Source organism: Paenibacillus sp. 276b (genome assembly GCF_900107875.1).
In the GTDB taxonomy this organism is placed as follows: Bacteria; Bacillota; Bacilli; order Paenibacillales; family Paenibacillaceae; genus Paenibacillus; species Paenibacillus marchantiae.
Genome location: NZ_FNRR01000004.1, coordinates 493,940 through 506,701, shown reverse-complemented (window position 1 = coordinate 506,701; position 12,762 = coordinate 493,940). Strand labels below are relative to the sequence as shown.

The following is a 12,762-nucleotide window of genomic DNA, read 5'->3' as shown; positions in this document are numbered from 1 at the left end:
CATATCTGACTTGGTTCGGAACATACGTTTGCCACTATCCGGCAATTCCAGAGATCATATGCACGAGCATAGCAAAAAGCCCGCAGCTTATGAAAACTGTGGACTCTTTGCGTAAATGTATGTTCGACTTAAATGGAAATCGCTCGATTAATTCTTTTTGCTGCGCACTTCGAAGATGGCAAATTTCAGGTAATGACCTTCGTCTACGCCCAGAATTTGCGGGTGATCCTTACCGGCTGCTTTCCAGTCGATCAGACGCAGTACTTTGCCTGCATCTTCGGCTGCATCCGCAATGGTTTTCAGGAAGAGATCCGGACGCATGTGATATGAACAGCTTGCCGTTACCAGATACCCGCCCTCATTCACCAGCTTCATTCCTTGCAGATTGATATCCTTATATCCACGGCATGCGCCTTTGACTGCTGATTTCGTTTTGGCAAAGGCTGGCGGATCGAGGATGACCACATCAAATGTTTTACCACTGGCTGCAAGCGCCTTGGACGTATCCACTTTCTGTTCGCCAGCACGTGCACGTACGTTACGCTCATCGAGGCCTTTCACCTGCTCACGCAAGTATTGGAATGCATCCGCAACGACAAATTCAACCCGGTCAGTGAAACCGTTCAGCTCTACGTTGGTACGTGCACTTTCAATCGCATGCTCTGAGATATCAAGACATGTTACTTTTTTGGCTCCATATTTGCAGGCGTTCAATGTGAAGCTGCCTGTGTGGGAGAAACATTCCAGCACAGTAGCCCCATCCCAATAAGGGAACGTCACAACCTTGCCACTTTTATTCACAGGAAGCAACTGCTGCGTACCATCCTGCTCGGTCTGTTGGAGCGTAATGCCACTCTTGTAACCCCAACCCTTCATAAGTGGTTCGATGGCTGCACGATTCTCTCGCTGGTCAAAGAAGTACCCTGTCTTCTGGCCTTCTACGATATCCACCTTAATGAGCAATCCATTCTCCGTTACCGTGACATGACGCGGGCAATCCCCATACAATGGTCCTTTCGTCTGCTCCAAGCCTTCCAGTTCACGAATGGACACATCACTGCGTTCATAGATGCCTTCCGGCTGCATCACTTCAATTAGAGCTTGTACGATCGCTTCGCGGCAACGGTCCATGCCCAGTGTGAGCAATTGAACAACAAGGATGCTGCCAAAACGGTCAACGATCAGTCCTGGCAGGAAATCAGCTTCCCCATAAACGAGACGGTATGCCTCTCCATCCTGGATAAAGCGCTCCCGGTGGCGCAAGCAATCGCGGAAACGCGCTGCAAAAAACGCGGTGTCCATCTGCTCAAACTCCAAAGGTTGATAGGCCACGACTCGAACTGTGATTTGAGATGCAGGATTATAGTATCCCGTCGCAAGATAGCGACCTTGATGATTCAATACGTTGACCAGATCTCCCGGCTCGGGGTTTCCTTCAACAGAGGCGATTTCATTGTTATATATCCATGGATGTGCATGTTCAAGCCGCTTTTTGCGGCTGCGTTCCAGTGTAACTGATGGCAAGATAGATCCACTTCTTTCATAGTTAGTTGAAAAGATAGGCTTGCTGCAAGAGAGACCGCTGCGGTGATGGATTGGACTTCGATCGCTGTTATCCCCAGATTTTTCTGATTCCCTTTCTTGAAAGGGAAAATCCGGGGATAAAGGCGCACGCTTCGCTTCTTCAGTTCCAATTCCATCCCCTCCGCTGCGTTTGCAGAATCTCCGTATCTTTTGAATTGTGGTGGTAATTTGGGTGACCGTTAAGGAAACTTATAGGTCTTTCAAACTCTGTTGACTCCAGAATTCCGTTAGCCTGTCATGGTTGTCCTTATTTACTCATAGGATGAGAATAAGGATATGCACGGAAGGAATGATGTTAACTCATGTTCAGAGATGTTGTGCTGCCCCTGTTATATGGGCTTCTTATCTTTTTTGGTGGGATGAAGCTGATGGAAACAGCCTTACAGCGGATGGCCGGGCCCATGCTGGCTGGATGGCTGGGCCGAGCTACCTCTGCTCCCTGGAAAGGCATGGCTTTTAGCGCAGGCGCTACTGCCCTGCTGCAAAGCAGTACCGCCGTCACCGTACTCACTATTGGACTGGCGAACGCCAGATTAATTACCTACGGACGCACACTTGGCATTATTCTTGGAACCAACATCGGAACGTGCCTGACCACCGAGCTGGTCGGACTGCAGATCGGACGGGTTTCCCTGCCTCTGCTTGCCTTGTCACTGACAGGCTGGGCCGTCTTTGTTGTGCTTGGTGAACGAAATCAGTTCGCTCCTGAACGCACGCGTCGGACGCTGTCTACCATGCAATACAGCTTTCTCGCGTCCGCCGGATTTGCCCTCGTCATGACAGGCATTCAAGTGATGCAATCCATTGCCGTGCCCCTGCGTAGTATGGGCGTATTCCAGTGGTTTCTGGATCGCTCAGCCGACAGCTTGTGGTGGGGCTTTCTGGCAGGTGCCTGTCTGACGGCGCTCATTCATAGCAGCGCAGCCGTAATCAGCATGGCCATTACGCTTGCAGCCACAGGCGTACTGCCTGTAGAGATCGGCATCGCCATTGTGATCGGGTCGAACGTGGGGACCTGTATCACCGCCGTGATTGCAGCCGCTGGCGGAGCATTCGCAGGCAAATTTGTCGCAGCCTCCCATGTCGTATTAAACATTGCGGGGGCGCTGCTATTTATGCCGCTGATCGGCCAGCTGCATGCAGCCTCGGCCTGGCTATCAGCGGATAACGGGGCACAGATTGCGCATGCCCAGACCCTTTTTAACGTCACCAGTTCACTGCTTGCCTTGCCGTTCTGTTACTTGCCAATTTGGCACAAAAAACCACCGGTCTCCACCCCAGTGGCGAAGTCACCCGTGGCCTGATGCTCAAAACTCTCTCAACAAACAGTAGCGTTACGTCATTCAATAGAAAACAGCTATACGTTAATGCCTAATTTGTTCAGCGCCACTCGTAAAATGTCATCGTTATTATCGTATCCACTATGCTCCTGTCTAGACCAAGCTTCTTCCGGAGCGTACCAATCCACACCTTTGATTTCTTCAATCTGAGGCTGCAGGTCGCCGCTTTCCGCTTCAACGAGATAATAATGAACTTCCTTGTCCACCGGACCAAACTCTGCATGCTGATACGTGTAGGAAATGATATCGACGGGTTCTACTATTCGGCCGACCATGCCTGTCTCTTCCAGAATCTCACGCAGTGCGGTCTGTTCCACCGTTTCTCCATCTTCCATTTTGCCCTTGGCGAGAGTCGTTTTGCCGTAGCGATCTACAATCAGTTGAATTTGAAGCTTTCCGTCTTCTCCCGTGCGGTAGACGACTCCGCCTGCCGAAATTTCTTTTCTGTTCATGTTGCTCTCCCCCATTACGGAATTGTCTTCATCTTTTTTTGGAAAAAGAAGGACCTCATCTCCACGGGTACGCTCCCCAAGGAAATGAAATCCTTGTTTCTGACGCCTCGATTACATCGCTGCGGACTTGAGATTTTCTTCCAACACACGAACCAGCGTAGCCTGGCTTTCATTCACACCCGCTTCGGTCACTTTGACACGGCATACCTTGCCGACCATATCCATCGAACCATCAAAGACCAGCTGAATGTAGTTGTCACTGTAACCGTGCAGTTTACCACTGCCTTCACGGCCCTTGGCTTCACCTTCAGGAATGACATCCAGTACTTGTCCCACAAACTGCTTGGCGTATGCCAGTTGCATTTGCTCGGATAGATCAATCAGTTCATGCACGCGTGCATTTTTGACTTCTTCATCCACCTGATCTTCCATACGTGCTGCCGGTGTTCCGGTACGCTTGGAATATGGGAATACGTGCATTTCGGAAAAACCAATTTTTTTCATCAACTCGTAGCCATTACGGAACATCTCATCCGTCTCACCCGGGAACCCAACAATAACGTCAGTTGTGATCGCTACATCCGGCATCGCTTCCCGAATGCGAAGCATTTTATTGTAAAACTCTTCGGTCGTATATTTACGGCGCATACGTTTCAGTACGGTATCATCGCCCGCTTGCAGCGGAATGTGGAAGTGGCGTACGAGTTTGTCTGAACGTTTGATCACATCCAGCATCCGATCATCAATCTGACTGGCTTCGATCGAACTGATCCGAATACGCTCCAGGCCTTCAACTTTGTCCAAGTCCCATAGGAGATCCGTCAGATCGTAATTCTCCATGTCATCCCCGTATCCACCAGTATGAATGCCTGTCAGGACAATTTCCTTGTACCCGGCGTGCACCAGTTGATGAGCCTGTTGGATGATGCTATTTGCTTCCCGGCTACGGGAAAGTCCACGTGACCACGGAATAATGCAGAACGTACAGAAGTTATTGCAGCCATCCTGAATTTTCAGAAATGCACGGGTACGATCGGCAAAATCCGGTACGTCCATCTCTTCAAATACCCGCGTTTTCATGATGTTGCGCACAGCATTGACGGGCTGACGTGATTCCTGAATTTCATTGACATATGGCAAAATTTTGTCCCGATCCTGTGTACCGATAACAAGATCCACACCAGGGATGTCCAAAATCTCTGCCGGAGAAGTTTGCGCATAACAGCCTGTAACGGCTACAATCGCATCCGGGTTGCGCCGAATGGCACGACGGATAATCTGGCGGCTCTTTTTGTCGCCGGTATTGGTTACTGTACAAGTATTAATCAAGTATACATCCGCTGTCTGTTCGTCAAAGTCTACCTGATCGTATCCTTCGTTTTTGAACAATTGCCAAATCGCCTCTGTATCATAAAAATTAACTTTGCAGCCTAAGGTGTAAAACGCCACGGATGGCATAATTACATTCCCCCCATTTCTCCGGATTCATATAAGACGCAAGTTAGCGCCGCCATTCCAGCTGTCTCGGCCCGCAAGATGCGTTTGCCCAGTCCAACGGATACAGCACCCGCCTGATCGGCTTCAATCGTTTCCCTCTCCGAGAATCCACCCTCAGGTCCAACAACGATCAACACTTCAGCACTCGCACCAGGTGCAAGCTGCTCCACAAACGGCTTCAATGCGTCTCTTAATTGCTTGCCGTTTTCCTTTTCATAACAATAACATACCAGACTGTAGCCCTCAAAAGAAGATAGCAGCCCTTTCCAGGAAAGTGGCTGCTCGACGGATGGAATGCGGTTCCGATGGCTTTGTTCAGCGGCTTCCTTGGCGATTTTCCGCCACCGCTCCAACCGTTTGCCTTCTTTCTTGGCATCATATTGCACAATCGTACGCTCAGACAGGAAAGGAACAAAGGAAACTGCTCCGATCTCTGTACATCTTTGGATGACCGTCTCCATCTTATCGCCTTTTGGCAAGCTCTGAGCCACGGTTACACGTATCCGTGCTTCATGGTCCATTTCGAGAGGTTCCACAATATTCGCTGTTACTTGCTGGGCTTCGATGCTTTCAATCTCCACCAAAGCTTCTTTGGAGTTTCCGTCACTGACAATCAGTTTATCTCCAGGTTTACCACGCATCACTTTGCCGATATGGCGCGCATCATCACCCGTGATGACTACGGAATGTTCATTAAACTGTTCTGCAGATACAAAATAACGCTGCATTCGTCTATCCACCCATTCTGTCCTGTTATGACTGGAATTCACCCCGCCTGATGGCAGGCGTGAATCCAATCGCCACAGATGATCATACAACTTTTATGTCTATCTGACCAGTATTTCAGCCCTAGAGGTACGTGTTGCTTATCGATATAATTCAATGATTAGTTTTGCCAGATCCACATACATCGTTTGTGCAAACTCATACAACGGTTGAATCGTCACATTTTGCAGCGGAGGTATAACCAAAATCAGCAGGAAGATAAAAATCGACCATTGCTCCACTCCTTGCAGCTTGCGACTGATAGATGGTGGCAATACGTCTTCAAGAATCCGATAACCATCCAGGGGTGGCAACGGTATAAGGTTAAACAGAAACAAGAAAAAGTTCGTCAGGTTAAAAATAGAGAAAAACATGGATATCGCTGTGAGCAATCGCTCATTTTCTATACTCCCCAGCGCTCCCGAACCAACCAATGAAGCGTAAATAATTGTACCAATGATCGCAAGCAGAAGATTGCTTAGTGGCCCTGCTGCAGAGACGATAACACCCATCAATCTTGGTTTGTCAAAGTTCGCCCGATTAACTGGAACGGGTCGTGCCCAACCGAAGCCAGCAATAACGAGCAATAGCACCCCAAACAAGTCAAAGTGTACGACCGGATTGAGGGTAACCCGGCCTAGCAGCTTGGCTGTTGGATCACCGAATTTGTTGGCAAAATAGGCATGAGAGAATTCATGGACCGTAAAAGCAATCAGGATCGTCAACAGGAAAAACGGCAGTTGATCCAGTGGATAACGAAAAAACGAGTTTAAATCCATCGGTTACCTCTTTCTGGCCACAAACGCGATCCAGTCCTCATCGCGATGAACCGAACTTATTTCGAAGCCGGAAGCAACGAGCGCATCATGGACGAGCTGCTCTTTATTTTTCCAAATGCCTGAAGTAATATAAACACCGCCAGACTCAAGCGCATGATAGACATCATCCACAAACAGCATAATAATTTCGGCCAAAATATTGGCAACAATAACTTTCACCGGAAGCTTCACGCCCAGCGCAGGGTCCTGACTGCCCAGAACAGACAGCAAATCACTCTCTTTCACCGTAATTTGTTGTCCCAGCCCATTCAGTTCCACATTTTCTTTGGCACTTGCTACCGCAACTGGATCGAGGTCCAGCGCCAACACATGTTTTGCACCAAGATGAACAGCTCCAATGGCCAAGATGCCAGAGCCTGTACCTACGTCAATGACTTCCTCGCCACCCTGAATGACCGATTCTAGTGTACGCAGACAAAGCGAAGTGGTTGGATGTGTTCCCGTACCAAACGCCATGCCTGGATCAAGCTCAATAATTTTCTCATTTGGGCTTTCCGGCGTATACTCTTCCCATGTCGGTTTAATGGTTAGACGTTCCGAGACACGTACTGGCTTGAAATATTGTTTCCAGGCGTTCGCCCAGTCATTTTCATCCACTGTTCGAGTCTCAAAACGAACCTCCCCCGTTTGGATATCGAATTCGGAAAGCTGCGCAATGCGTGGACTCACTTCAGATTGCAATGCGTCCATGTCCGTACCTTCGGAGAAGTATCCTTTAATGACCGCAAAGCCTTCAGGAATATCATTCAAAGGAGACTCGTACAATTCGCCATACGTCGTATCCCGTTTTTTATTTAAAGTACCGGACTCTTCAATCGAGACCCCTCCAGCACCCGCTTCATGTAAAAAATTCGAAATCATCTCCACAGCTTCTTCTGTGGTATGTATTGTTAGTTCATGCCATAACATACTTCGTTTTTCCTCCTCATTTTTCAAACATCCCAACTATTGTACTACACAAGCGAGCAGGAGTACAAAACCGCGGCAGTAAAGAAACAACAAAAACAGGATACCCGCAGCCTGACTGCTCGAATACCCTGTTTTAATTATGACTAAACTCGATTAACTTGTTAGCAAAAGCGTCCACCGTTCTGCGTAATCATCTCTGCAGCTTGCGGGAGAGAGTCACTGGATACGGATACGGTCAGCAAGATTTCTTGCTTGGACCTGCCTTCAGAGCCAGCATCCGGATCGTCATACACTTGTCCACCCGACAACACCTCGGTCTCATCGCTAATGAGGGAAAGTACATTCAGCTCACCACTGAATCCCCCAATCACAGCCATAGTCGAATTATCTGTGCTCTCAGGCGCTCCAGAATCCACTGAAGACGATGAGTCATTCAGACTCTCGATACTCAACTGGTTTGGGTGCAGCAATTCCAGAGCTCTGCGTGCAGATTCAGCCTCGGACCAGCTCGTAAACACCGCTTCGATAATCACTGCAGAGCGATCTTCAGTCATGAATCTCCCGACCCTGACGACGATCGGCCGCTTCACTGCGGCGCAAAGCCTCTATATCTTCATGATCCGCAGCTTCGGCACTGAATTCCACATCCTCATTTTTGGCGGACTGCATTCGCTTCACCTTTTCCGTTTTCGTTAAAATCTTGCCTGGACGTTCATGTTCTGCCATCGTTATGCTCCTCCTTCAAAATAGGTATCTATATAAAATGAACTAATACTTGTTACACTGTACCACTCCGACTGTAGTACCATCCTCCGATCGCTGTTATCCCCAGATTTCTTCATCTCCCTTCTTAAAGGGAGAAATCCGGTGATAGCGTATGCTTCCGAAGTAGCTTTCTTACGAAAGCTTTCAGGCGAACGCTTCGCTTCTTCAGATTGGTTCTACAATCTCCGTTAAAGTGTAATGCTCTGTCCATCTTATATAGATTTGGTGAAACTAAATCATACCGCCGGCTTGTTCGATAATGGATAGGGCGCGGTGATGTACTGCCTCGTCAACAACGACGGTCAGTAATACATCTCTGCCTGTCGGTCCCTCTTGTCCGCCATCGCTCATACCGCTTGCAGAAGGATCTGCTGCAGCCATGATTCCCGCGCTGGCATTTGTGCCTAGAGCACCTGGTACCCAGGAAGAAAAACTGCCGGAAACACCCGGCGTATAGGATGCTCCACTTGGCCCGACACCCGCGTAACGACTGAATCGATTGATAGACAGGTCTTCCACTCGTAATGCCTCCAGTTTTTTGGCTGCCCCTTCCGCTTGCTCCGGGCTATGGAAATAAGCCAAAATATTTTTTTCGGTCATCCGGTTCACCTGCTTCCCTAGTTTCGGCACATCAGTAAACCACTGAATGCTCATGTCTGGTATCTTTCCGCAAGCGTGCCCATATTATGCAAAAAAGGACACCCTGCGGAAAAACCGCTGTGGTGTCCTTTTTTAAATTAATGATTAAGACTCAGTCTCCACGGAAGGCCCGTTTCACCCGGTCAAAGAAGGATTGCTCATGCTCATGAGTTTGTTCTCCATCCAGCGCAGCAATTTGGCGAAGCAGATCTTTCTGCTCGTCATTCAGCTTGCTAGGCGTAACTACAACGACTTTCACATGCTGATCCCCTTGCCCCATACCGCGCAGGCGTGGTACGCCTTTGCCTTTGAGACGGAAATACGTTCCTGTCTGTGTACCGGCAGGTACTTTCAGCTTCACTTTCTCGGACAGCGTTGGAATTTCAATCTCATCTCCCAATGCTGCCTGAGCGAAGGTAAGCGGAATTTCGCAATAGATATCATCGCCTTCACGCTCGAAGAAATCATGTGATTTCACACGGATGACAATATACAGATCTCCTGCTGGTCCTCCGCGCAGACCACCTTCTCCTTCACCAGTCATACGCAATTGAGCGCCATCATCTACACCCGCTGGAATGCGAACATGAATTTTGCGTTGTTTACGTACTTTACCGCTGCCGCTGCACGTAGTACATTTTTCCTTGATAATTTGTCCCGAACCATTACAGTTCGAACAAGCACGACGGTTGACCATACGGCCAAACGGTGTATTTTGAACCACTTCCTGTTGACCACTACCTTGGCAGACGGAACAGGTTTCTGGTTTGGTTCCCGGTTTCGCACCTGAGCCATGACAAGTATCACAGCCTTCGGTACGAGGAATGGTAATGTCAGTTTCCTTACCAAATACCGCTTCCTTGAACTCAATCGTCATGGTGTATTGCAGATCGTTTCCCCGTTGCGGAGCATTTGGATCACGTCGTCCACCGCCACCGCCAAAGAACATATCGAAGATGTCGCCAAAGCCGCCGCCGCCAAAATCGCCACCGCCGCCGAATCCGCCCTGATTTGGATCAATATGACCGTATTGATCATACTGCGCCCGCTTCTGGCCGTCACTGACCACATCATAAGCTTCTTTAACTTCCTTAAACTTGGCTTCCGCGTCAGCAGCCTTGTTTACGTCAGGGTGATACTGACGGGCAAGCTTGCGGTATGCCTTTTTGATTTCCTCGTCGCTGGCATTTTTGCCGACGCCGAGTACCTCATAATAATCACGTTTTTCAGCCACTCTTCCACCCCCATATCATTCACCATATCGCACATCGTGACAAAAGGAAAGCCAAAGCACGGGAGCCCCGGCTATGACTTTCCCTTCGATCCGAACGTCACCGATGATTAATTCACTAAAAATCGTGAATTAGTTTTGTTTTTTATCTTCATCCACAACTTCGTAATCAGCGTCTACGACGTTGTCACGTTTTGCAGAACCTTGTTGCTCTTCAGCACCTTGAGCTGCTTGCTCTTGAGCTTGTGCTTGCTCATACAGTTTTACGGACAGTTGTTGAACGATCTCTGTCAATTCTTCTGTAGCGGCTTTGATGTCTTCCAGATTGTCGGAAGCCAGAACGCCTTGCAGTTTTTCTTTTGCAGCATTCGCTTTTTCAACTTCACCAGCGTCCGCTTTTTCGCCAAGATCTTTGATCGTTTTGTCAACAGAGTAGATCAGTTGATCTGCGCTGTTTTTCGCTTCAACGAGTTCTTTGCGTTTTTTGTCTTCTTCAGCATGCAACTCAGCATCTTTCATCATTTGTTCAACTTCAGCATCACTCAGACCGCTAGAAGAAGTGATGGTGATTTTTTGAGTTTTGTTAGTACCTTTGTCTGTTGCAGATACGTTAACAATACCGTTGGCATCAATATCGAAGCTAACTTCGATTTGTGGAACGCCACGTGGAGCTGGAGGAATATCTCCCAGCATGAAGCGACCGAGGGATTTGTTACCCGCTGCCATCTCACGCTCCCCTTGCAGAACATGAATCTCAACGCTTGGTTGGTTGTCTGCATAAGTGGAGAACACTTGGGATTTGCTTGTAGGGATCGTTGTGTTGCGCTCGATCATTTTAGTGAATACGCCACCCGCAGTTTCAATACCCAGGGACAATGGAGTTACGTCAAGCAATACAACGTCTTTCACGTCACCTGTCAGTACGCCCGCTTGTACAGCAGCACCCAAAGCTACAACTTCATCCGGGTTAACACCTTTGTGAGGGTCTTTACCTGTAAGTTTTTTGATTGCTTCCTGTACTGCAGGAATACGTGTGGAACCACCAACCAAGACGATTTTGTCGATATCGTTAGCTGTCATTCCAGCATCGCTCAGTGCACGACGAGTTGGTTCAAGCGTACGCTCAACCAGACCAGCAGAGATTTCTTCGAATTTAGCGCGGCTAAGGTTCAACTCCAAATGTTGAGGAACGCCATCAGCCACAGTAATGAACGGTAGGGAAATAGTTGTAGTCAATACGCCGGAAAGTTCTTTTTTCGCTTTTTCCGCTGCATCTTTCAAACGTTGAACCGCTGCTTTATCTTTACTCAAGTCAATGCCTTGATCTTTTTTGAACTCACTTACGAGATAATCAATGATCACTTGGTCAAAGTCATCGCCACCCAGTTGGTTATCACCACTAGTTGCTTTAACTTCGAAGAAGCCGTCACCCAGTTCAAGGATGGATACGTCGAATGTACCGCCACCCAAGTCATATACGAGAATCGTTTGGTCTTCGGATTTCTCCATACCGTATGCCAAAGCTGCTGCTGTTGGCTCGTTGACGATACGCAGAACTTCCAGACCTGCGATTTTCCCTGCATCCTTTGTTGCTTGACGCTGGCTGTCATTGAAGTAAGCTGGTACTGTGATAACCGCTTGAGTTACCGTTTGACCCAGATAAGCTTCAGCATCGGATTTCAGTTTTTGCAGGATGATTGCAGAAATCTCTTGTGGTGAGTAGTCTTTGCTATCGATTGTTTCTTTGTGGGATGTACCCATATGACGTTTGATCGAGATGATCGTACGATCCGGATTCGTGATCGCTTGACGTTTAGCCGTTTCACCGACAACGCGTTCTCCATCTTTTTTGAAACCCACTACGGATGGGGTTGTACGTGCGCCTTCCGGATTTGGAATAACGACAGCCTCGCCGCCTTCCATAACCGCTACACATGAGTTTGTTGTTCCTAAGTCAATACCGATTACTTTGCTCATCGGAAAATTTCCTCCCTCGACAATTTAAAATGGATCAGATTGATCCTTATTTGTATTTGTTGTTCCTAATCGTGCTCTATGTGTGTACTAACCTTTATATTAAACTTCGGTGGCATCGTACAATCAAGAGTGAACTCATTTCATTCTTTAATAGAAATTATGAGCTAACTTTAACCATAGCCGGACGAAGTACTTTATCCTTCAGCATATAGCCTTTTTGGACTTCCTCGACAACGGTACCTTCTTCATACTCGTCGCTCTCCACGGACATAATCGCCTGGTGGAATTCGGGATTAAACGGTTGTCCTACCGTATCCATTGACGTCAGACCTTCATTGTTCAGCACAGTTTCCAGCTGACGGAAGATCATTTGGATACCTTTGGAGAAGGACTCGACTTCAGCACCTTCCGGTACAGTAGCCATGGCACGCTCGAAGTTATCAATGACCGGCACCAGTTCGGTGACCAGCTTCATCGAAGCGTATTTCGCCAGTTCTTCTTTTTCTTTTTGTGTACGACGACGGAAGTTATCAAAATCAGCTTGCGCACGGACAAAACGCTGTTGATGTTCCTCAGCTTCCGCCTTCAAACGTGCGATCTCATCTTGCTCCTGATCTGTCATCTCTTCCGCCTGCGCTTCTGCAGCTCCGGCTTCGTTGACAGGCTCCTGCTCCGCTGCTGTAGTTGCTTGCTGTTCCTGTTCTTCTGCTGCGAATGATTGCTCCTCTTTCAAGATGTTCACCTCCTTATAAGAATGAAATGGT

The 12,762-nt window shown here is 48.2% G+C and carries 13 protein-coding genes; 1 reads left to right on the top strand and 12 read right to left on the bottom strand.

Features of this window, described 5'->3' with window-relative positions; translation table 11 throughout:
* Positions 1-147: 147 nt before the first annotated feature.
* Complete coding sequence (locus BLV50_RS21495; protein WP_090809918.1) at positions 148-1,524, bottom strand: class I SAM-dependent rRNA methyltransferase; 1,377 nt, start codon at positions 1,522-1,524, stop codon at positions 148-150.
* Positions 1,525-1,886: 362 nt separating this feature from the next.
* Here BLV50_RS21495 and BLV50_RS21490 point away from each other — a divergent pair, with 362 nt between their 5' ends.
* The gene (locus BLV50_RS21490) at positions 1,887-2,888 is read left to right on the top strand and encodes a Na/Pi cotransporter family protein (protein WP_090809916.1); all 1,002 of its coding nucleotides are present in this window, start codon (positions 1,887-1,889) and stop codon (positions 2,886-2,888) included.
* A 53-nt stretch (positions 2,889-2,941) separates the two neighbouring features.
* On the opposite strand, the gene BLV50_RS21485 is transcribed toward BLV50_RS21490, so the two are convergent.
* The 11 genes from BLV50_RS21485 to grpE all read right to left on the bottom strand — a co-directional run bounded on the left by BLV50_RS21485 (position 2,942) and on the right by grpE (position 12,731).
* Positions 2,942-3,376: an NUDIX hydrolase gene (locus BLV50_RS21485; protein ID WP_090809914.1), complete on the bottom strand. Its 435-nt coding sequence runs from the start codon at positions 3,374-3,376 to the stop codon at positions 2,942-2,944.
* Between the two features lie 111 nt (positions 3,377-3,487).
* The gene (gene mtaB / locus BLV50_RS21480) at positions 3,488-4,834 is read right to left on the bottom strand and encodes a tRNA (N(6)-L-threonylcarbamoyladenosine(37)-C(2))-methylthiotransferase MtaB (RefSeq protein WP_063567295.1); all 1,347 of its coding nucleotides are present in this window, start codon (positions 4,832-4,834) and stop codon (positions 3,488-3,490) included.
* A 2-nt stretch (positions 4,835-4,836) separates the two neighbouring features.
* On the bottom strand, positions 4,837-5,601 hold the full coding sequence (locus tag BLV50_RS21475; protein ID WP_063567294.1) for a 16S rRNA (uracil(1498)-N(3))-methyltransferase: 765 nt from the start codon (positions 5,599-5,601) through the stop codon (positions 4,837-4,839).
* 138 nt (positions 5,602-5,739) lie between these two features.
* Complete coding sequence (locus BLV50_RS21470) at positions 5,740-6,417, bottom strand: site-2 protease family protein (RefSeq protein WP_063567293.1); 678 nt, start codon at positions 6,415-6,417, stop codon at positions 5,740-5,742.
* Between the two features lie 3 nt (positions 6,418-6,420).
* Complete coding sequence (prmA, locus tag BLV50_RS21465) at positions 6,421-7,386, bottom strand: 50S ribosomal protein L11 methyltransferase (protein WP_079696217.1); 966 nt, start codon at positions 7,384-7,386, stop codon at positions 6,421-6,423.
* Positions 7,387-7,547: 161 nt separating this feature from the next.
* Positions 7,548-7,940, bottom strand: coding sequence for a hypothetical protein (locus BLV50_RS21460; protein ID WP_090809912.1), 393 nt, complete (start codon positions 7,938-7,940; stop codon positions 7,548-7,550).
* A complete protein-coding gene (locus BLV50_RS21455) occupies positions 7,933-8,112 on the bottom strand; it encodes a YfhD family protein (protein ID WP_090809910.1) in 180 nt (59 codons plus the stop codon). Before BLV50_RS21455 ends, BLV50_RS21460 begins: the two co-directional genes overlap by 8 nt.
* Before the next feature lie 270 nt (positions 8,113-8,382).
* A complete protein-coding gene (locus BLV50_RS21450; protein ID WP_063567301.1) occupies positions 8,383-8,751 on the bottom strand; it encodes a hypothetical protein in 369 nt (122 codons plus the stop codon).
* 151 nt (positions 8,752-8,902) lie between these two features.
* Positions 8,903-10,024: a molecular chaperone DnaJ gene (gene dnaJ, locus BLV50_RS21445; protein WP_063567290.1), complete on the bottom strand. Its 1,122-nt coding sequence runs from the start codon at positions 10,022-10,024 to the stop codon at positions 8,903-8,905.
* Between the two features lie 129 nt (positions 10,025-10,153).
* On the bottom strand, positions 10,154-11,998 hold the full coding sequence (gene dnaK, locus BLV50_RS21440) for a molecular chaperone DnaK (RefSeq protein WP_063567289.1): 1,845 nt from the start codon (positions 11,996-11,998) through the stop codon (positions 10,154-10,156).
* A 157-nt stretch (positions 11,999-12,155) separates the two neighbouring features.
* Positions 12,156-12,731, bottom strand: a complete 576-nt coding sequence (gene grpE, locus BLV50_RS21435; protein ID WP_063567288.1) for a nucleotide exchange factor GrpE — start codon at positions 12,729-12,731, stop codon at positions 12,156-12,158.
* Between the last annotated feature and the right edge of the window lie 31 nt (positions 12,732-12,762).